Source organism: Actinomadura luzonensis, assembly GCF_022664455.2.
Lineage (GTDB): Bacteria > Actinomycetota > Actinomycetes > Streptosporangiales > Streptosporangiaceae > Nonomuraea > Nonomuraea luzonensis.
On record NZ_JAKRKC020000003.1, the window covers coordinates 175592 to 196193 of the forward strand.

Genomic DNA, 20602 nt, shown 5'->3' on the forward strand with positions numbered 1-20602 from the left:
CCGTCACAGGTCCACCGTGACGTCGTACGCCGCAAGCCACTGGTTGAGCCAGAGCATCAGCTCCATGCTGCCCCGGTCGTAGGAGCGGCTGACCGCGCCGAGCGGGCGGGACAGGGCCCGGCGCGCCCGCTCGCGGTCCAGCAGCGGCAGGACCGGGGCGTGCCGGTCGGCCAGCAGCCCGGCCATGCGGGCGCGCAGCGCCCGCTCGTAGCCGGCGTCCTGGGTGGCCGGGTAGGGCGTCTTGGCCCGCTCCAGGACCGAGGCCGGCAGCAGGTCGGCCGCCGCCGCCCGCAGCAGGCTCTTCTCCCGGCCGTCGAACGACTTCATCGGCCAGGGCACGTTGAAGACGTACTCCACCAGCCGGTGGTCGCAGTAGGGCACGCGCACCTCCAGCCCCACCGCCATGCTCATGCGGTCCTTGCGGTCCAGCAGGGTCTGCACGAAACGGGTCAGGTTGAGGTACGTGATCTCCCGCATCCGCCGCTCGCCGGCCGGCTCGCCGGCCAGCACCGGCACCTCGGCCAGCGCGTCCCGGTAGCGGTCGGCCCGGTAGCCGGGGATGTCCAGCTTCTCCTTGACGCCCTCGTCCAGCAGCGCCAGACCGCCGAAATAACGGGCCGAGCCCGAGGTCAGCCAGGGGAAGGTGGCCGCCTGCCGCACCGCCGGGTTACGGAACCACAGGTAGCCGCCGAACAGCTCGTCGGCCGCCTCGCCGGACAACGCCACCGTGCACGCCCGCCTGATGTCGGCGAACAGCAGGTAGAGCGAGGGCCACATGTCGCCCCAGTAGGCGGGGGGCAGGTCGGTGGCGGCCAGGACCGCGTCCCTGACGTGCGGAGCGGCCAGCGCGTCGGCCTGCAGCAGCACCTCGGTGTGGTCGGTGCCGGCGTGCGCGGACATCTCCCGCACGTACGGGGCGTCGCTGGCGCCGCGTACCGCGTCGGCCAGGAAGCCCTCGGCGGCGCCGACGAAGTCCACCGAGAACGTGCGCAGCCGGCCCCGCCCCTGCGCCGCCAGGCCGCGGGCGGCCAGCGCGGTGACCGCCGAGGAGTCGAGCCCGCCCGACAGCAGCACCGCCAGCGGCACGTCGGCGACGAGCTGCCGGTCGACGGTGTCGGCCAGCAGCTCGCGCACGGTGGCGACCGTGGTGGGCAGGTCGTCGGTGTGCTCCCGGGCCGTCAGGCTCCAGTAGCGGCGCTTGGTGAGGCCGCCGCGTCCCACCCGGACCACCTGGCCGGGCCGGACCTCGCGCATGCCGGTGAAGACCGCGGCCTCGGGGGTCTTGACCATGTCCAGGATCTCGCGCAGGCCGTCGGCGTCGACCCGGCGCGGGACCGCGGGGTTGGCCAGGACGGCCTTCGGCTCGGAGCCGAACAGCACCCCGGCGGGCGTCGGGTAGTAGTAGAGCGGCTTGATCCCCATCCGGTCGCGGACCAGCAGCAGCTCCTCGGACCTGGTGTCCCACACGCCCAGGGCGAACATGCCGTTGAGGTGGCCGGCCAGGTCCTCGCCCCACTGCAGGTAGGCGCGGAGCACCACCTCGGTGTCGGAGCGGGTGCGGAAGCGGTGCCCGTGGGCGCTCAGCTCGGCGCGCAGCTCGCGGAAGTTGTAGATCTCGCCGCAGAAGGTGACGACCGCCGCCGTGCGGCCGTCGATCTCGGCGGTCATCGGCTGATGGCCGTGCTCCAGGTCGATGACCGCCAGCCGACGGTGGCCGAACAGGACGTGCCGGTCGTGCCAGTGTCCCTCGGCGTCCGGCCCGCGGCAGGCCATCGTGTCCGTCATGGCCCGCAGGGTGGGACGCTCGCGCGACAGGTCCCGCGCGAAGTCCACCCAGCCGACGATCCCGCACATGCTCCCCGCCTTTCATCCGAGCCGGTCGTTGACCGCCTTGATCAGGGTGCGCGGGGTGTCCAGGACCGTGAGGTCGTCGCCCAGCGCGATGTCGTGGTCCCGCTCGATGCTGTTGATGGTGTTGAACAGGGCCAGCGAGTCGTAGCCCAGGGACTCGAACGGCGTGTCCATGATGTCGCCGGTCAGGTCCACGTCCTCGTCCAGGCCCGCGAACGTGCGCAGCGCCTGGACCAGGTCGCCGATCGTGAACTCGCTCATGGTGTCCTCCTTGTCGATGTGCGCAGCACCATGGCCGCGTTGAAGCCGCCGTGCCCGCGGGCGACGACCAGGGCGGTGCGCAGCCGCGCCGGCCGGGGCTCGCCGAGCACCAGGTCGATCAGGTCGCCGTGGGCCGGCCTGGCCACGTTGGCGGTGGGCGGGACGAGTCCGTCGCGCATCGCCAGCAGCGCGGTGGCCAGGTCCAGCGGGCCGCCGCCGGCCAGCAGCCGGCCCGTCATGGTCTTGGGCGCGGTCACCGGAACCCCTCTCGGGCCGAACACCGCGGCCAGCGTCTCGGCCTCCAGCCGGTCGTCCTCGGGCAGCCCGCCCGCGTCGGCGAAGACCACGTCCACGTCCCCGGGGGCCGTCCCGGCCCGCCGCAGGGCGAGCTCCACGGCCCGCCGCAGGCCGGGCGGGCGGCCGGAGCCGGGCGCCGGGTCGAACGTGGCCGCGTGCCCGGCCACCTCGCCCCACACGCGGGGGGCTCCCCTGCGCCGCGCGGCCTCGCGTTCCTCCAGGACCAGCAGCGCCCCGCCCTCGCCCGGCACCTGGCCGGCCGCCGCCTCGTCGAAGGGCAGGTACGCCCGCGCGGGATCGGCGCTGGTGCTCAATCTCCCCGACCGGATCAGGCAGATCCACGACCACGGGCACAGCGAGCCGTCCACGCCGCCGGCCAGCATCAGCTCGGTGTCCTCCCGCAGGTGCCTGGCGGCCTTGGCGACGGCGTCCAGCCCGCCGGCCTGCTCGGCCACCAGGGCGCCGCCGGGTCCGCGCATGCCGTGCCTGATGGAGATCTGGCCGGTGTTGACCGGGTAGAACCAGGCGAAGGACTGGTAGGCGCTGACGTACCGGCCGCCCTTGCTCCACAGGGCCTGCAGCTCGCGCTGGCCGAACTCGAAGCCGCCCGCCGAGGCGGCGGTCACCACGCCGGCCGCGTACCGCGGCAGGCGCGCCGGATCGGCGCCCGCGTCGGCCAGCGCCTCCTCGGCCGCGACCAGCGCCAGGCGCGTCATGTGGTCGGTCTGCGGCACCAGCCGGCCGGGCACCCGCCCGGCCGGGTCGAACGGGATCTCCGCCGCGAGCGTGGCCGAGTACCCCGACGGGTCGAACCGGCCGATCCGCCGGATGCCGCTCTCCCCGCGCAGGGTCGCCGCCCAGTACGCCTCGGTCCCCAGCCCGTTGGGCGCCACCACCCCCAGCCCGGTGACGACCGGGGCCGCGCCGGTCACGCCCGGCCCCGATGCGGGGCGGTCAGCACGATCGCGCTCTGGAACCCGCCGAACCCGCTGGCCACGCTGAGCGCCGCGGACACCCGCTGCTCCCTCGCCACGAGCGGCACGTAGTCCAGGTCGCACTCCGGGTCGGGATGGCGCAGGTTCGCGGTCGGCGGGATGACGCCGTGCTCGATCGTGAGCGCGCAGGCGGCGACCTCCAGCGCGCAGATGGCGCCCAGCGAGTGACCGATCATCGACTTGATGGAGCTGACCGGGGTGCGGTAGGCGTGCGCGCCCAGGGCGGCCTTGAACGCGTTGGTCTCGTGCAGGTCGTTCTGCCTGGTGGCCGAGCCGTGGGCGTTGACGTAGTCCACGTCCGTGGGGTCCAGGCGGGCGCGGGCGAGGGCGTGCCGGATCGCCTCGGCCATCTCGGCGCCGTCGGGACGCAGCCCCGTCATGCTGAAGGCGTTGCAGCGGGCGGCGTGCCCGGCCACCTCGGCGTACACGTGGGCGCCGCGACGCAGGGCGTGGCCGCGTTCCTCCAGGACGAACACCGCCGCGCCCTCGCCCAGGGCGAAACCGTCCCTGGTGCGGTCGAACGGGCGGGAGGCGCTCTCCGGCTCGTCGTTGCGGGGCGAGGTGGCCTTGATCGCGTCGAAGCAGGCGACGGTGATGGGGGAGATCGCCGCGTCCGACGCCCCCGCCACCATCACGTCGGCCTCGCCGTCGCGGATCAGGTCGGAGGCGTGGCCGACGACGTCGATGCCGGAGGTGCAGCCGGCCGAGACGATGCCGACCGGCCCTTCCGCGCCGGCCAGCCAGGCGACCTCGGCCGCCATGGACGACGGGACGAAGTAGTCGTAGAGGTAGGGGCTGCCGTGCGCCTCCTCCACGAGCCAGGCCGCTCCCTCGTCGCTGACGATCGCGTACTCGCGGTCGAGGCTGATGGTCATCCCGCAGGCCGTGCCGATCATGGTGCCGGTGCGCTCCGGGTCGCACTCCCCGGCGATCCCGCTGTCCTCCAGCGCCTCGCGCGCCGCCACCACCGCGAACTGGGTGGTGCGGTCCCAGCGCCGGATCTGCCGCTGGGTCAGGCCGGCCGCCACCGGGTCGAAGTCGCACTCCGCGGCCATCCGGGAGCGGAAGGCCGACGCGTCGAAGGAGGTGATGGTCCTGGTCGTGGTGCGTCCGGAGGTGAGCAGGTCCCAGAACTGCTTGGTCCCCGGCTCCCCGGGCGCGACCACGCCGATCCCGGTGATCACGGCGCGGCGCGCGCCGTCTGGTACAGCCACCGTTGTCTCCCCTGTCCGCAGGTTGCCCGTGCACCCGGGCCGATCTCCCGGGCCGATTTCTTGGGCCGGGTCAGGCGAGCATGTCCCGGCCCGCTCAAGGAGCCGCTGAAATCCGCATGACGCTCGCCGCAGGCCACGGGGCACAGCCGGATCTCCGACGGTCCTCAAGGTGGCGGGCCCACGCTCGGGCCCGACGCATCCGAGCACTGCGAGGTGGCATGAGGTGAACGACGCACTGGTGGTCGGGGCCGGGCCGGTCGGCCTGACCGTGGCCTGCGAACTGCGGCGGCGCGGAGTGCGCACGCGACTGGTCGACGCGGCCGACGGGCCCGCCGCCACCAGCCGGGCGACCTCCCTGCACCCGCGTACCCTGGAGACCTTCGACCAGATGGGCATCGCCGACGAGCTGCTGGCGCGCGGCCTGCGGCTGCGGGCGTTCACGCTGCACCAGGACGGGCGCCGGCTGGTGCGCCTGGGCAACGACTTCACCCCCAACCCGACGCGTTTCCCGTTCACGCTGGGCCTGGACCAGGTGAGCACCGAGGAGGTGCTGCGCGCCGCGGCCGAGAAGCAGGGCCCGCCCGTCGAGTGGGGCGTCCGGCTGGTGGGGCTGGAGCAGGACGGCGAGGAGGTCAGGGCCACGCTGCGGCACGCCGACGGCACGGAGGAGGTGGCGCGGACCGGCTGGCTGGTGGGCTGCGACGGCGGCCACAGCACCGTGCGCAAGGAGCTGGGGCTGCGGCTGACCGGCGAGACCAGCGAGACCTGGATGCTCGCCGACGCCGACGTGACGGTCCCGCTCCCCCGCGACAGCCTGCACCTGGTACGCGCCCGCGGCCGCAACGTGCTGATGGTGCCGTTGCCCGGCGAGCGGCGCTGGCGCATGATCGACACCGCGGACCCGGCCGAGTCCGGCACCGGCGCCGACGCCGTGCGCGCCCGGCTCACCGCGCGCCTGTCCCGGGGGCTGGGCCGCCGGGTGGAGATCGGCGAGCCGTCGTGGATCTCGGTGTTCACCGCGCAGCAGCGGATGATCGACCGCATGCGCGTGGGCCGCTGCCTGGTCGCCGGCGACGCCGCGCACGTCCACAGCGCGGCCTCGGGCCAGGGGCTGAACACCGGGATCCAGGAGGCGTTCAACCTGGGCTGGAAGCTTGCCATGGTGGTCAACGGGCAGGCCGGTCCCGCGCTGCTCGACACCTACGGCGCCGAGCGGCTGCCGATCGGGCGGGCCCTGCTGGCCTCCACGAAGAACGCCACCAGGCTGGTGGCTCTCCGCAGCGCGGTCGCCGGGGCGCTGCAGCCGGCGTTCTTCTCCCTGGTACGGGCGCTGCCCCCGCTGCGGACGAAGATCGAGCGGCAGATCCTCGGCAAGATCTCCGCGCTCAACGTCGCCTACCGCGACGGCCTCCCGGACGGCGACCCGTACGGCGGAAAGGGCGGCGGCAAGGACGGCGGAACGGCGGCGGTGCGGCCGCGCGCCGGCGAGCGGGTGGCACAGGTGATGGCCGAGGACGCGGCGGCCCCGGGCTGGCAGGCGCTGGTGGAGGAGCTGCGCGACCCGCGGTGGACCCTGCTGGCCGGGCCCGGCGCCGGGCCGGCGGCGCTCGCGGCGGCGGAGGGGCGCGCGGACTGGCTGTCGGCGCGGGTGGTGGACGGCGCGGCCCCACGGGCTGGCGGACCCGGGCGGGCGGCTGTCGGCCGCGCTGGGGCTGGGCGGCGAGGGATGGCTGCTGATCCGCCCGGACGGGTACCTCGCCGGGCGGGGCGGGCGGCTGGCCGCCGACACCGGGCGGCTGGCCGCGACGTTCGCCCGCTACGCGATCCCCGTGTGAGGCCCTGTGCGGGGCCCCGTGTGAGGCCCCGTGTGAGGCCCTGTGCGGGCCGGTCTTCGTGCCGCGGCCCTGTCACCCGTCGCGGGTGGCAGGGCCGCGGCACGTCAGTCGTCCAGCAGCGCCACGGCGCGGGCCCAGCCCGCCCCCGCCCCGGCGATCTTCACGGGGAAGCAGCAGACGGTGAACCCGTGCGGCGGCAGCGCCGCCAGGTTGGCCAGGCGCTCGATCTGGCAGTACTCGTGCCGCCGCCCGGCCAGGTGCGCGGGCCACAGCACCCGCCGGTCGCGGGTCCGGCGGTACCGCTCGATGATGTGCGGGAACGGCGCGTCCAGGCTGAAGGCGTCCGTGCCGATGACCCGGACGCCCAGGCCGAGCAGGTACTCCGTGGCCTCCCCGTCGAGCCCGGTGAACTCGGCGAAGTAGGCGGGGGTGCCCTGCCGCGCGTCCGCGCCCGTGTGGAGCAGCGCGATGTCCATGGGGCGGGGGGCGTACCCGGTGCGCTCGATCGCGGCGCGGACCTCGGCCGCACCGGCCGCGCCCGTCCCCGCGCCGGTCAGGTCGAGGACGAAGCCCGGCCGGTGGAACCAGTCCAGCGGCACCTGGTCGATGGTGCGGGGCGGGCCGTACACGGGTTTGCTGCCGTAGTGGGCGGGCGCGTCGACGTGGGTGCCCGTGTGGGTGGTGGCCCGCACGAAGTCCAGGTCGAGGAACTCGCCGTCGGGCAGGTCGGCGGGGTCCAGCTCCAGCCCGTAGCGTTCGCGCATCCCCTCGGACATGTGGCGGGCCCCCTCGGCCGGGGTCATGCGCTCGTGCACGACCGGGTCGGGCTCCCAGCCCCGGGCGTCGATGGGCGAGGACAGGTCGATGATCCGCATCTGCTGCTCCAGGTGTCGTACGGGCGGACGGGCGGCCGGACGGGCGGGCGGACGGGCGGGCGGCCGGGCGGGCACGGCGGGTTTCAGGCCATCAGGCTCAGCCCGCCGTCCACGGTGATCACCTGACCGTGGATCCAGGCGGCCTCGTCGGCGCAGAGCAGCGCCACGGCGTCCGCGACGTCGGCCGGCGTGGTCAGCCGTCCGGCGGGGGTGCGGCCGGCCAGGAGCCCGATGACCGGCCGGTCCTCCTCGCGGTTGGACGGGCCCTTGTCGAGTTTCCCGGTGGACACGGCGTTGACGCACACGCCCTCCCCTGCCAGTTCGGCGGCCAGGTAGCGGACCAGGCTCTCCATCGCGGCCTTGGCCACGCCCAGCCCGGCGTAGGCGGGGATCACGCGGCGGGCGCCGATGCTGGTCACCGCGATGATCCGGCCCCGCCCGCGCGCCGTCATCAGCGCGGTCAGCCGCTTGGTGTCGGCCAGCAGCGGGGTCAGCGCCAGGTCGAGGTCGGCGCGCAGCTCGTCCGGGTGGAGCGAGTGCGCCGAGGCCGGGCGGAGCGAGGCGGCGCAGTGGACGAGGACGTCCAGCGCGCCGTGCTCGCGTTCGAGCTGTTCCAGCAGGTCCCGCACCACGGTGGGGCGGCGCAGGTCGCCCTTGAAGGCGGCCACGTTCCCGCGTACGCGGGGGTCGCCGCGCAGCTCGGAGACGGCCAGGACGGCGTCGCGGTCGTCGCCCGCGTAGGCGAGCAGCACGTCGCAGCCCTCGGCGGCCAGTTTGCCGGCCACGGCCAGCCCCACTCCGCGGGTGCCGCCGGTCACCAGCGCGATCCTGCCGTCCAGTCCCAGGCTCACTGTCGTCACCTTCCGTCGTTCATGGCCGCCACCGTGCCGGGGGCGGGGGTGGAGGGGCGCGTGCTCGCGCGCCGTGCCGCGCCGATGGCCGCGGCGTGCCAGATGGCGTGGAGGGACTCCTCCAGCGGGCGTTGCGGCGCCCAGCCCAGCAGCCGGCGGGCGGCGCTGATGTCGGCCTGGACCCAGCCCAGGCCGACGCTTCTGACCGCGCGGCTCTCCTCGTCCGGCGGCGCGGTCTCCACGACGTGCGCGGCGATGCCGCTCACCGCGATGAGCATCTCGACCAGGCGGCGGACGCCGACGACCCGGCCGCCGCCGATGTTGAGCACCTGGCCGCTGACCGGGGCCGCCACCGCCGCCCTGACCGCCCGCACCACATCGCTGATGTCCACGAAGTCGCGTTCGTCCTGTAGCGGGGTGAAGTGCAGCACGGCCGGGCCGTCCCCGCCGGCGGCCAGCAGTTGCTCGCAGGTGCGCCCGAGCAGGCTGTCGCGGGGCACCCCGGGCCCGATGGTGTTGGAGACCCGGAGCACGAGGCCGTTGACGCGGCCCTGACGGGAGGCGGCCAGCACGGCGCGCGACCCGCGCAGCTTGGTCGAGCCGTACCAGCTCACCGGCCGGGTGTCGGTGGCCTCGTCCACCGGGCGGCCCTGCGGGACGGGGCCGTACTCGTACATCGAGCCGAGCTGGATCAGGCGGGGCCGCCACGGCACGTCCGCCGCCGCGGCCACCAGCCGCTCGACCAGGACGGCGTGGACCGCGGTCATGTCCTCGTCCGTGGCGCCCCAGACCGCGCCCGTGGCGTTGACCACGGCGGTGGCCCGCTCGGTGATGAGCAGCGCGGTCAGGTCGGGCACGGCCAGCTCCAGGAGGTCGAGCGCGAGCAGCGGCACGGGCGGCGCGGTGACCGGGCCCGAGGCGACCGCCAGCACGTCGTCGCCGGCCTGGGCGAAGGCCGTGCAGAGGTGACCGCCGATGAACCCGGTGCCGCCCAGCACGAGGACGCGGCCGGGGCTGTTCACCCCTGCACCTCCACGGTCGAGGTGTCGCCGATCACGAGCCGGTGGTGCGGCACGTGCGCGGCGGCCGTGCGCACCTGCGCGGCCCGGCCGATCAGCGAGTCGCAGATGTGCCGGACATGGCTGACCGCGACCTCGGCCAGCAGGATGGAGGAGGCCACCCCGGAGTCCCTGATCACGCAGCCGCGGCCGAGCGAGGCGTAGGGGCCGACGGAGCTGTCCTCGACCAGCGTGTCGGCGCCGATGATCGCCGGGCCCTGGATGCGCGAGCGGACGATCTTGGCGCCCGCCTCGATGATCACCTGGCCGGACAGCTCGCTGTCGGCGTCGATCTCGCCGTCGATCCGGCCGGTGATGTCCTCCAGCAGGACGCGGTTGCACCGGAGCACGTCCTCGATCCGGCCGGTGTCCTGCCAGAAGCCGTCGAAGCGGCGGGCCCGCACCTCGTGCCCGGCCGCGACCAGCCACTGCAGCGCGTCGGTGATCTCCAGCTCGCCCCGGCCGCTCGGCTCGATCGCCGCGACGGCCTCGTGCACCGCCGGGGTGAAGAAGTACACGCCGAGCACCGCCAGGTTGCCGACGGGCCGGCGCGGCTTCTCCACCAGGGCGGTGACGCGCCCGGAGGGGTCGGTCACCGCCACCCCGAAGGCGCTGGGGTCGGGCACCGGCCGGACCAGGATCTGGGCCGCGGGCCGCCGCGCCCGGAACTCCCGCGCCGCCGCGCCGATGCCGCCGGTCAGCAGGTTATCGCCCAGGTACATGACGAAGTCGTCGGCGCCGAGGAAGTCGCGCGCGACCAGCACGCAGTGGGCCAGCCCGAGCGCCTCGTCCTGCCGCAGGTACGTGATGCGCAGGCCGAGCGCCGACCCGTCGCCGAACTCCTCCCTGATCTCCTGGGCGTGGCCGCCGACGATGACGCCGACGTCGCGCACGCCGATCTCGGCGATGTCCTCCAGGCAGTGCAGCAGCACCGGCTTGTTGGCGATCGGCACGAGCTGCTTGGGCATCGAGTAGCTGAGCGGCCGCAACCGGGTTCCGGTGCCGCCCGCGAGCACGAGGGCCTTCATGGTCAGGTACCTCGCTGGTCGTCGCGGTGCACCCGGCGCTCGCGGACGAGCAGCCGCCCCTCGACCCGGACGAGGACGTCCTCGCACACGCAGCTCAGGTGCGTACGGGTCGGCCCGCCGCTGGGCGTGGCCAGGATCAGGGCGTAGCAGCGGACCAGGACGGCGCCGTCGGCCGCCCGCGGGGTGATCTCGATCATGCCGTGCCAGTGCCGGTGGACCTCGTCGGCCTCCAGCAGCCGCCGGTAGCCCGCGCCCACGCCGCCGGCCAGCGCGGCGCGCCCGCGTACCGGCTCGCGGCCGCCGGGGGGATGGAAGACGCCGTCGTCGGTGAAGGTCAGCGCCCATTCCTCGGCGCGTCCCTCGTCGAGGAGGTGGAAGTGGGCGGCGTAGAACTGCTCGACCTCGGCGCGCAGCTCGGCCGGGGTGATGATGCCGGTCGTGGTCATCGTGCTCTCCTCACTGGTCCGCGACGGTGAACAGGTCCGTGCGGACGGTGATGCCGGGGTTGCCGAAGGCGATCCAGGAGGTGATCGCGTCGTCGGCCGGGGGGCTGCGCCGCGGGCCGCCGTCGCCGAACATGCTCTCGGCCTGGGCGAGCTGCACGGCCAGCACCTTCTCGACGTCGGGCCGGCGGGCGATCTCGAAGGCGGCCAGCGCCCCGGCGTCCGGCGCGCCGTCGGCCAGGGCCTCCACCAGCAGCGGGTGCAGCAGCGCGGCGTCCTGCACGGCGAGGTTGATCCCCTGCGCGCCGAGCGGGCCGTGCGTGTGGGCGGCGTCGCCGATCAGCACGAGACCGTCCGCGGCCCACGCGGTGGCGCAGCCGGAGAAGACGTCCAGCAGGGTCAGGTCGGCGAGCCGGGTGATCTGCTCGTCGATGGCGGCGGCGTACCGGGGCAGGGCGGCCCGCAGCTCGTCCTTGATGGGGCCGACGCCCTCGGCGGCGAGCGCGGCGTAGCCGCCGTGCGGCACGACCCAGGCGATCTGGACCCGGTCGGGGTAGGAGTCGTGCAGCAGCACCGCGCCGCCGGGGCCGCGGTCGATGCGGACCAGCCCCGGCCGCTCCGCGGGCGGCAGCTCCAGGCGGAACCACAGCAGGTCGTGCTCGAACGCGTCCAGCCGCTCCTGCCCGATGCCGGCCAGCCGCCGCGTCTTGGAGTAGCGGCCGTCCGCGCCCACCACGCAGCGCGCCCGGACGCGCGCGGTCCTCCCGCCGGAGGTGACGACGCCGGTGACGCGGCCCTCCTCGGTGAGCAGGCCGCCGATCCCGGCGCCGGCCAGCCGCACGAAGCCCGGCAGGCGTTCGCACCGCTCGGTCAGCTCGGCCAGCACGTGCCGCTGCGGCACGCTCAGCAGGTAGTTGTACGGCCCGGGCAGCCGGGTGTAGTCGATCTCCAGCCGGGTGACGCCTCCCGCGGTGAACCGGAACCCGCTCAGCGGGCAGGCGCCTCGCGCGCGCGCCCCCTCCAGCGCCCCGAGCCGGTCGAGCACCCGCGCGCCGCCGGGCTGCAGGATCTCGCCCCGGTAGTGGCGCTCCAGCGTCGCCGACCGTTCCACCAGCGTCACGCCCAGACCGGAGCGCAGCAGCAGCAGGCTCAGGGTCAGACCGGCCGGCCCGCCGCCGACCACGCAGACGTCCGTCGTGATCTCGTCCACGGGCTCAGCTCACCCCCGCCTGTTCCTCGGCGTACTGCTTGGCCAGTCGCAGGTTGGTGGTGCTGTTGGCGCTGAGGTGGCGGCGCAGGAAGCGGCGGGCGTCGGCCACGGTGGTGCCGGGGCCGAGCACGTCGAGCCGGTCGGGGCGGATCGTGCAGGTGTGCCGGGACTCCAGCACCACCCCCTCCGGCGTGGGGGTGAACCGCCAGTGCCCGGTGTGGGCCGACATCAGCGGCGGCGGCGTGATCTGCTTGTAGACGATCAGCTCGTGGGGCAGGCAGACCCGCACCGACCGGGTGGTGACCGACCCGCCGCCCTTGACCGGGGTGACCATGTCGAAGAACTGGATGTTCGGCACGTTCTCCGTCATGTCGAGGCTGATGACGTGCTCCAGCTTCTCCGGCCACTTGTCGGCCTCGTAGAGCACCTTCCAGGCGTCGCGCACGTCCCCGCCGGCGAAGACGGGGTCGCGGAAGTCGATGGTCAGCTCGTCCGGCAGTTCCGCGGCGGCCTTCAGCTCGGCCAGCCGGTCGCGCAGGCGCGCCTCCCGCCCGGCGGGGCCGTCGGCGGGGCCGTCGGCGGCGGGGCCGGTCACGTGGAGCGACACGTCCGTGCCGCCGTCCGGGCGGGCGCCGAACACCCACTCCTCCGCGCCGGCGGTGATCCGCAGCGCGGCGGCGTCGAGGGTGCGCGCGGCCCGCCACGTGGTGACGGTCTCGCCGGCGCCGAGCTCCCAGACCTGGATCTCGTCGCGGTCCGCCGAGCGGGCGGCGCGGTCGGCGTGCACCACGGGGCCGAACCACTGCGGCCAGAACCGCACGTCGGCGACGCGGTCGAACACGGTCTCGGGCGGGGCCTGGACGGTGATGCGGTACTCGGCCCGGTGAGCGGTGGCCTGGGTCATGGCGCGTCCTTCCGTGCTTGCTGCAGGGGCAGGGTCCGAGCGTCGGGGAGGCACCTCAATGTCCGCTTGAGGCGGAGCGCAAAATCAGCGGTTTCCACCATTCGGGGTGGTCCCGGTACCAGGTCACGGTGTCCGCCAGCCCCGTGGCGAAGTCGATCCGGGGCGCGTACCCCAGCTCGCGGCGGATCTTGCTGTCGTCGACGCTGTAGCGGTAGTCGTGGGCCTTGCGGTCGGTCACGTGCCGCACCATGTCGGCGCCCGCGCCCAGGTGGCCGAGCAGCAGGCCGGTCACCTCGCGGTTGGTGAGCTCGGCGCCGCCGCCGACGTTGTAGACCTCGCCGGCCCGGCCGCGGCGCAGCACCAGGTCCACGGCCCGGCAGTGGTCGTCCACGTGCAGCCACTCGCGGCGGTTGCCGCCGTCCCCGTACAGCGGGACCGGGACGCCGCGCAGCAGGTTCGTGACGAAGAGCGGGATCAGCTTCTCCGGGTACTGGTAGGGGCCGTAGTTGTTGGAGCAGCGGGTGATGCTCAGGTCCAGGCCGTGGGTGCGCCAGTACGATCGGGCGATCAGGTCGCCGCCCGCCTTGGACGCGGCGTAGGGCGAGTTCGGGGCCAGCGGGGCGTCCTCGGCGCACGAACCGGACGCGACCGAGCCGTACACCTCGTCCGTGGAGACGTGCACGACGCGCGCGATCCCGGTCCTGCGGCACGCCTCCAGCAGGGTCTGGGTGCCGCACACGTTGGTGACGGCGAACGCGGCACCGTCGGCCACCGAGCGGTCCACGTGCGACTCGGCGGCGAAATGGACCACGGCGTCGTGCCCGGGCAGCACGTCGAGCAGCAGCGGCAGGTCGCACACGTCGCCGCGGACGAACGTCAGCCCCGGATGCTCCGCCGGCAGGTTCTCCCTGCGGCCGGCGTAGGTCAGCTTGTCCAGGACGGTGACCCGCGACCCGGGCGGGCCGTACCCGCCCTCCAGGACCTGGCGCACGTAATGGGAACCGATGAAGCCGGCACCGCCGGTGACGAGAATCCTCATCTCCACCTCCGGCGTCCGATGGTCGGGCCGGCCGGTTGAGAACAGGTCGAAGGACCGCGAAGCCCGCCGCCGCGTCAGCCGGGCCTCAAGCGTGTCTTGACCGCCGCGGTGCACAGTCGCAGCGCGGAGGACCGCCACGTCCCAGTTAGGGGGAGACCCGGTGCCCGAACCGACCATCAGCCCGGCCAGGCCCGTTCCCGGCCCGCTCACGGACCTTCCGCCCGACCTGACGCTCGACGGGGTGCTGAGCCGCGCGGCGGCCGCCGCCCCAGGACGGGACGCGGTGCGCACGGCCACGGCGGCGGAGACCAGGACGGTGACGTTCGCCGAGCTCGACGCGCAGGCCTCCCGGGTCGCCGGAGCCCTGTCCGGCCTGGCCGGCCCGGCCGGCGCGGCGTCCGGCGCCATGGTCGCGCTGGCCCCGGCGCCCGGCCTCCCGTACGCGGCCGCCCTGCACGGCATCGTCCGCGCCGGTCACGTGGCCGTCACGGTGAAGCCGATGCTGAGCGCGGACGACCTGGCCCGCGTGCTGAGGTCCACCGGAGCCCGGGTGGCCTTCCTCACCGAGGCGCTGGCGGCGCGGGCGGACCCGGCCGCGCTGGACCGCGTGGTGGTGACCGACCGGGACGAGCCCGCGGCGGGCTGGCCGGCCGGCTGGACGACGTACGCGCAGGTGCTGGCGGGCGCGGACCTGCCGGGGCCGGGCGGGCCCCGGACGGACCCGGAGTCGCCCGCGCTGGTGCACTTCACCCACGGCACGACCGGCACGCCGAAGGGCGTGCTGCTGTCCCACCGCAACCTGGTGGCCAACGCCGCGCAGACCGCCTGGGCGCACGAGCTCGACCGGTACGACGTGGTGCTCAACCACCTGCCGATCCTGCACTGCATGCACGTCAACGGCCCGATCTGGGCGGGCGCGACACAGGTGCTGTGCCTGGACCCCGACGTGGAGTCGGCGATCCGGCTGGCCAACGAGCACGGCGCCCGCTGCTTCTACGCCCAGCCGGGCCAGCTCGTCCGGCTGGCCGCCGACGAACGGCTCGACCGGCTGCGCCTGACCACCGTCGAGGTGATCCGCACCGGCGGGACGCACCTGCCGGCGGCCACGGCCCGCACCCTGTCGGAGCACTTCGGCGTGCCGGTGGTGCAGGGGTACGGGCTGGTGGAGACCAGCAGCCTGACGCACTCGGACCTGCGCGCCGCACCCGGCCCCGGCACGGTCGGCCTTCCGGTGCCGCACACCGAATGCGTGATCGCCGACCCGGACACGGGACGGCCGCTGCCGGCGGGCCGGCGCGGCGAGGTGCGGGTCCGCGGCCCCCAGGTGGCGCTCGGCTACCTCGGCCGCGACGACGCGCCCGTCGACGCCGACGGCTGGCTGAGCACGGGTGACGTCGGTTACCTCGACGGCGGCCGGCTGGTGCTGGTGGACCGGATCGGCGACCTGTTTAAGGTCGGCAACGAGCTCGTGTCGCCGACCGAGGTCGAGCAGGTGCTCCTGGCCCAGCCGGTGGTCCAGGAGTGCGTGGTGGTCGGCTACCCCGACGAGGTGCTGGGGCAGGTGCCGTACGCGCTGGTCGTCCCGGAGGACCGGGCGAGCGACGCGCAGCTCGCGGCGGCCGTCGCGGCGGCCAACGAGCGCCTGGCCCCGCACCAGCGCATCCGCCGCGTGTCGGCGATCTACTCCATCCCCGGGGCGGCCACCGGCAAGGTCAACCGCCGCGCCCTGCGGGAACGGGTGATCGCCGGCGAACCGTCCCGCCGAGATCGAGGAGCGCCAACGATGATCGTCCTGATGAACAAGGTCACGGTGACAGGTGACATGGCGGAGTTCGAGCGCGCGCACGACGAGATCGCCGCCTTCATGCGCGCCCAGCCGGGAGCGCGCGGGTTCCGCCTGCTCGGCTCCCTGGACGAGCCGAACGTGTTCGTCGAGCTCGCCGAGTGGGACAGCCAGGAGGCGCACGCCGCCGCCGTCCGCTCGCCCGGCTTCGTGGAGCGCGCGCGGGCGCTGCGCGCGGTGGCGGAGCTCGATCTCGGCAAGTACCGCGTGGTCCGCGCCGAGCGGGCCTGACGGATCTTCCTCACCCGGCCCCGCCGGCGGCCTGTGTCATCACCCGGACCAGGCGCCGGCCGCGCTCCGCGCCGCCGGCCGCGCCATCCACGGCCGGCCGGCGCGGCGCAGGGGGCCAGTCGTGGCGTGCCGCCCCGCGTGATCCGCGGGCGCGGCACGCCACGGTCACTCCCGCCCGACCCTGACGGCACTGGAGGTGTGCGTACGTGCATCGGCTGATCGACGACGAGCTCGGCCGGACGGCGTCCGGCGGAGCGCCGGACCCCGGCGTCCGGTCGGAGGAGGTGACGGTCGAGCCGTGGGTGCTGTGCGAGCGGTGCCGGGCGATCGTCTACGGCCCCGCCCTGGCCCGCGCGCAGCGGGTGTGCCCCGAATGCGGCCGGCACGCCCGCCTGACCGCGCCGGAACGGCTGCGGACGCTGCTCGACCCCGGCTCGATCGTCCCGCTGGAGGCGCCGCCGCGCGCCGAGGACCCGCTGCGCTTCACCGACACCCGCCCGTACGCCGACCGGCTGCGCGAGGCGCGGAAGCTGACCGGCCTGGAGGAGGCGGTGGTGTGCGCGCGGGGCGCGGTGGACGGCCGCCCGGTGGTGGCGGCCGTCATGGACTTCCGGTTCCTCGGCGGCAGCCTGGGCGGGGCGGTGGGCGAGCTGATCACGCTCGCGGCCGAGGCGGCGCTGCGGGACCGCGCCCCGTTCGTCATCGTGAGCGCCTCGGGCGGCGCCCGCATGCAGGAGGGCGTCATCTCCCTGCTGCAGATGGCCAAGACCAGCCGGGCGCTGGCCGAGCTCGACCGGGCGGGGGTGCTCACCGTGTCCCTGGTCACCGACCCGACCTTCGGCGGGGTGGCCGCCTCGTTCGCGACGTTGTGCGACGTGATCGTGGCCGAGCCGGGCGCGCGTCTCGGTTTCGCCGGCCCCCGCGTCGTCCAGCAGACGATCGGCGCCTCGCTGCCGCCGGGCTTCCAGACGGCGGAGTTCCTGCTCGGCAAGGGGTTCGTGGACGTCGTCCGGCCGCGTGCCGGGCTGCGGGAGACGCTGTCCGGGCTGCTGGCGGCGGCCGGAGGCGGGCGACCGGCCCCGGCGCGGGGAGCCGACCCGGCGGTCACGGACCCGAACCTGCTGCCCGACCGTTCCCCCTGGGACGTGGTGCGCCTGGCCAGGGACATCGAGCGGCCCACCACCCTGGACTACGTGCGCCTGCTGCTCGACGACTTCACCGAGCTGCACGGCGACCGGCTGTCGGGCGACTGCCCCGCGATCGTCGCGGGGCTCGGGCGGATGGACGGCCGGCCCGTCGCGGTGATCGGCCACCAGAAGGGCCACACGGCCGCCGAGCTGGCCGCGCGCAACTACGGCATGGCCTCGCCCGCCGGGTACCGCAAGGCGGCCCGGGTGCTGCGGCTGGCGGCCAAGCTCGGCGTCCCCGTGGTCACGCTGATCGACACGCCGGGCGCGCACCCGGGTGTCGAGGCCGAGGAGAACGGGCAGGCCGTGGCCATCGCCGAGAACCTGCGGCTGCTGTCGCTGCTGCCCGTTCCCGTGGTGGCGGTGGTCGTCGGGGAGGGCGGCAGCGGAGGGGCGCTGGCCCTGGCCGTCGCCGACGAGGTGCTGATGTTCGCCAACGCCGTGTACTCGGTGATCTCGCCCGAGGGCTGCGCGGCGATCCTCTGGAAGGACCCGAAGGCCGCGCCGGACGCCGCGGTGGCCCTGGGCGTGGACCCGCGCCGGCTGCTCGCGCTGGGCGCGGTGGACGGGGTGCTGCCCGAGCCCGCGGGCGGGACGGGCGCCGACCCGTCGGCCGCGGCGGAGACGCTGCGGCAGGCGCTGTCCGTCCGGCTGGCGAGGCTCGCGCAGCTGCCGCCCGACCGGCTGCTGAGCGAGCGCGCGGCCCGGCTGCGCGCCGCCGGCGAGGGCACGCGATGACCCCGGTCTCCCCCGGCCCCGACCTCACCGCAGCAACGGGAGGAACGCCATGAGCGCACCGCACGGCAACGGAGACGGCCCGCCGGCCCTGGCCGGCCCCCGGCACGACAGCGCGCACGAGCGCGGGGACGGCGACACGCTGGGCGCGGTCCGCGAGACCGCCCTCCAGGTGCTCGGCGCGCTGCCGCACCCGCCCTCCGCCCTGCGGATCCAGGTGGGGGCCGTGACGCTGGAGCTGGACTGGCCGGTGAACGCCGCCCCCCAGGGCGCCCCGCCCGGGCCCGCCTCGCCCGCGGCGCCCGCCGCGGGCGCCGCGGACCACATCGGCGCGGTGTCGGTCGGCGTGTTCTACCGGGCGCCGGAGCCGGGCGCGGAGCCGTTCGTCAGGGAAGGGTCGGTGGTGGCGGCCGGCCAGCAGGTGGCGATCGTGGAGGCGATGAAGCTGATGATCCCGGTCACCGCCACGCGCGCGTGCCGCATCGTGAGGGCCCTGGTGGAGGACGGGAGCGCGGTGGAGTTCGACCAGCCGCTGTTCGAGATCGCGGCGGCGGGGGCGTGATGGGCGGCGCGGAACGGCCCTTCCGCACGGTGCTGATCGCCAACCGCGGGGAGATCGCGCTGCGCGTCGCCCGCACCTGCCGCGACATGGGCATCAGGACGGTGGCCGTGCACTCGACCGACGACCGCGACTCGCCGGTGGTGCGTTACGCCGACGCGGCCGTCCAGATCGGCCCGGCGCCGGCGCGGCGCAGCTATCTGAACATGGCGGCGATCCTGCAGGCGGCGCTCGGCAGCGGCGCCGACGCCGTGCACCCCGGCTACGGCTTCCTGTCGGAGAACCCCGACTTCGCCGAGGCGTGCCTGGCCAGCGGGCTGACGTTCATCGGCCCGTCCCCGGCGGCCATGCGGCGGCTCGGCGACAAGTCCGCGGCCAGGCGGCTCATGGCGCAGGCGGGGCTCCCGCTGCTGCCGGGCACGCTGGAGCCGACCGGCTCGCTCGCCGAGGCCGAGTCGGCGGCCGCCGGGATCGGCTACCCGCTGATCATCAAGGCGGTGGCGGGCGGCGGCGGCCGCGGGATGCGGGTGGTGCGGCGGGCGGCCGACCTCGCCCACGCCTACCGGACGACCAGGGCCGCCGCGCAGACCCTCTTCGGCGACGGCCGCGTCTACCTCGAACGTTTCCTTCCGCACGCCCGGCACGTGGAGATCCAGATCCTGTGCGACGCGTACGGCGGGGCGTTGCACCTGGGCGAGCGCGACTGCTCGGTGCAGCGCCGCCGGCAGAAGCTCATCGAGGAGACCCCCGCCCCCGGCGTGCCCGCGGGCACGCTGGAGCGGATGTGCGCGGCGGCGATCGCCGGGGCGCGGGCCGCCGGCTACTCCGGGGCCGGGACGTTCGAGTTCCTGGTGGACCCGGCGGGCCGCTTCTTCTTCATGGAGACCAACTGCCGGATCCAGGTGGAGCACCCGGTGACCGAGATGGCCACCGGCATCGACCTGGTGAGGGAGCAGATCAGGATCGCGGCGGGGCTGCCGCTCAGCCTGTCGCAGCAGGACGTGCGGCCGCGTGGCGCGGTCATCGAGTGCCGGGTCAACGCCGAGGACCCCGACCGTGACTTCGCGCCCGCGCCCGGCAGGCTGGCCGGGTTCGCGCCGCCGCTGGGGCCCTTCATCCGGGTGGACACGCACGCCTTCCCCGGCTACCGGGTGCCGGCCGCCTACGACTCGCTGCTGGCCAAGGTGGTCGTCTGGGCTCCGGACCGGGAGCAGGCCGTCGCCCGGATGCGGCGGGCGCTGGCCGAGTTCCAGGTCGCGGGCGTGGCGACCACGATCCCGTTCCTGCGGCGGGTGCTGGACGACCCGGAGTTCGTGCGCGGCGGCCACGGCACCGACCTGGCCGACCGGCTGCTCGGCCGGCCGGACGGCGCGCCGTGACCGCCGCCGCCTCAGGCGCTCCGCGAGCGCCCGTCCCGCCTCACGCGTTCTCCTTGTTGAACATGCGCGTGCCGGCCGCGACGCAGGCCACGCACATGCCGACGGCCGCCACGAACCCCCACAGGACGGTGCTCCCGCTGTAGTGGCCGGAGAACAGGTCGCGGACGCCGTCCACGATGTAGCGCAGCGGGTTGAGCCGGGACAGCACGTCGAGCCATGGCGGCGCGAGGCTCATCGGCAGCAGGATGCCCGACAGCAGCATGATCGGCAGGGCGGCGAACGTGACGACGGGCGCGAACTGGTCCTCGGACTTCAGCCCGACGCCCAGCGCCAGCGACAGCGCGGCCAGCCCGGCGGCCAGGAACGACAGGATGACCAGCCCGAGGAAGATCCCGAGCAGCTGGGCGCGCATGCCGAGCGCGAACCCGGCCGCGGTGACCAGGACCGCCTGCACGATCATGATGGTCAGGTTGTTGAGCACCCGGCCCATCAGCATGGCCAGCCGGCTGACCGGAGTCACGCGCATGCGCTCGATCACGCCGGCGCGCAGGTCGGAGATGATGCTGAACCCGGCGAAGCCAGGCCCGAACAGGGCCAGGTACACGAGCACGCCGGGCACGAAGACGGTCCAGGAGTTGGAGCCGCCGCCCGTACCGGGAGTGATCTTGATGAGCAGCGGCCCGAAGAGCACCAGGTACAGGATCGGCTGGATCATCCCCATGATGATCCCGATCTTGGTCTTGAACGTGTAGGCCAGGTGGACGCGGTAGAGCATGAGCGTCTCTCTGATGATGCGCATGGTCACCT

General features: G+C 74.9%; 17 protein-coding genes and 1 pseudogene. 5 read left to right on the top strand and 13 right to left on the bottom strand.

Annotated elements, in window-relative coordinates; translation table 11 throughout:
- Positions 1–3: 3 nt before the first annotated feature.
- The 4 genes from asnB to MF672_RS45890 are packed head-to-tail and all read right to left on the bottom strand — an operon-like array spanning position 4 to position 4618.
- A complete protein-coding gene (gene asnB / locus MF672_RS45875) occupies positions 4–1854 on the bottom strand; it encodes an asparagine synthase (glutamine-hydrolyzing) (protein ID WP_242380799.1) in 1851 nt (616 codons plus the stop codon).
- A gap of 12 nt (positions 1855–1866) precedes the next feature.
- Positions 1867–2112 (bottom strand): phosphopantetheine-binding protein, encoded by a 246-nt coding sequence (locus MF672_RS45880; RefSeq protein ID WP_242380800.1) that lies wholly within the window; start codon positions 2110–2112, stop codon positions 1867–1869.
- Positions 2109–3341, bottom strand: coding sequence for a ketosynthase chain-length factor (locus tag MF672_RS45885; protein WP_242380801.1), 1233 nt, complete (start codon positions 3339–3341; stop codon positions 2109–2111). The genes MF672_RS45880 and MF672_RS45885 overlap by 4 nt, the downstream gene beginning before the upstream one ends.
- Positions 3338–4618 (bottom strand): beta-ketoacyl-[acyl-carrier-protein] synthase family protein, encoded by a 1281-nt coding sequence (locus MF672_RS45890; RefSeq protein ID WP_242380802.1) that lies wholly within the window; start codon positions 4616–4618, stop codon positions 3338–3340. Before MF672_RS45890 ends, MF672_RS45885 begins: the two co-directional genes overlap by 4 nt.
- Before the next feature lie 238 nt (positions 4619–4856).
- Here MF672_RS45890 and MF672_RS45895 point away from each other — a divergent pair.
- Positions 4857–5849: pseudogene (locus MF672_RS45895) on the top strand (FAD-dependent monooxygenase); the annotation flags it as partial.
- A 708-nt stretch (positions 5850–6557) separates the two neighbouring features.
- Here the strand turns inward: MF672_RS45895 and MF672_RS45900 are convergent.
- The 8 genes from MF672_RS45900 to rfbB form a co-directional block, all read right to left on the bottom strand.
- Positions 6558–7328, bottom strand: coding sequence for a cyclase family protein (locus MF672_RS45900; RefSeq protein WP_242380804.1), 771 nt, complete (start codon positions 7326–7328; stop codon positions 6558–6560).
- A gap of 83 nt (positions 7329–7411) precedes the next feature.
- A complete protein-coding gene (locus MF672_RS45905) occupies positions 7412–8179 on the bottom strand; it encodes an SDR family oxidoreductase (protein ID WP_242380805.1) in 768 nt (255 codons plus the stop codon).
- A gap of 5 nt (positions 8180–8184) precedes the next feature.
- The gene (locus MF672_RS45910) at positions 8185–9201 is read right to left on the bottom strand and encodes an NAD-dependent epimerase/dehydratase family protein (protein WP_242380806.1); all 1017 of its coding nucleotides are present in this window, start codon (positions 9199–9201) and stop codon (positions 8185–8187) included.
- Complete coding sequence (locus tag MF672_RS45915) at positions 9198–10265, bottom strand: glucose-1-phosphate thymidylyltransferase (protein WP_242380807.1); 1068 nt, start codon at positions 10263–10265, stop codon at positions 9198–9200. Before MF672_RS45915 ends, MF672_RS45910 begins: the two co-directional genes overlap by 4 nt.
- Before the next feature lie 2 nt (positions 10266–10267).
- On the bottom strand, positions 10268–10711 hold the full coding sequence (locus MF672_RS45920; protein WP_242380808.1) for a nuclear transport factor 2 family protein: 444 nt from the start codon (positions 10709–10711) through the stop codon (positions 10268–10270).
- 10 nt (positions 10712–10721) lie between these two features.
- Complete coding sequence (locus MF672_RS45925) at positions 10722–11918, bottom strand: FAD-dependent monooxygenase (RefSeq protein ID WP_242380809.1); 1197 nt, start codon at positions 11916–11918, stop codon at positions 10722–10724.
- Between the two features lie 4 nt (positions 11919–11922).
- On the bottom strand, positions 11923–12822 hold the full coding sequence (locus MF672_RS45930; RefSeq protein WP_242380810.1) for an SRPBCC family protein: 900 nt from the start codon (positions 12820–12822) through the stop codon (positions 11923–11925).
- 55 nt (positions 12823–12877) lie between these two features.
- On the bottom strand, positions 12878–13861 hold the full coding sequence (rfbB, locus tag MF672_RS45935) for a dTDP-glucose 4,6-dehydratase (protein WP_242380811.1): 984 nt from the start codon (positions 13859–13861) through the stop codon (positions 12878–12880).
- A gap of 160 nt (positions 13862–14021) precedes the next feature.
- Here rfbB and MF672_RS45940 point away from each other — a divergent pair, with 160 nt between their 5' ends.
- The 4 genes from MF672_RS45940 (at position 14022) to MF672_RS45955 (ending at position 19795) form a co-directional block, all read left to right on the top strand.
- Positions 14022–15935: an AMP-binding protein gene (locus MF672_RS45940; RefSeq protein WP_242380812.1), complete on the top strand. Its 1914-nt coding sequence runs from the start codon at positions 14022–14024 to the stop codon at positions 15933–15935.
- A 206-nt stretch (positions 15936–16141) separates the two neighbouring features.
- Complete coding sequence (gene accA / locus MF672_RS45945) at positions 16142–17860, top strand: acetyl-CoA carboxylase carboxyl transferase subunit alpha (RefSeq protein ID WP_247815787.1); 1719 nt, start codon at positions 16142–16144, stop codon at positions 17858–17860.
- 49 nt (positions 17861–17909) lie between these two features.
- On the top strand, positions 17910–18419 hold the full coding sequence (locus MF672_RS45950; RefSeq protein ID WP_242376901.1) for an acetyl-CoA carboxylase biotin carboxyl carrier protein: 510 nt from the start codon (positions 17910–17912) through the stop codon (positions 18417–18419).
- Positions 18419–19795, top strand: a complete 1377-nt coding sequence (locus tag MF672_RS45955; protein WP_242376899.1) for an acetyl-CoA carboxylase biotin carboxylase subunit — start codon at positions 18419–18421, stop codon at positions 19793–19795. Before MF672_RS45950 ends, MF672_RS45955 begins: the two co-directional genes overlap by 1 nt.
- Before the next feature lie 40 nt (positions 19796–19835).
- Here MF672_RS45955 and MF672_RS45960 read toward each other — a convergent pair whose 3' ends face one another.
- Complete coding sequence (locus tag MF672_RS45960) at positions 19836–20594, bottom strand: ABC transporter permease (RefSeq protein WP_242376896.1); 759 nt, start codon at positions 20592–20594, stop codon at positions 19836–19838.
- Between the last annotated feature and the right edge of the window lie 8 nt (positions 20595–20602).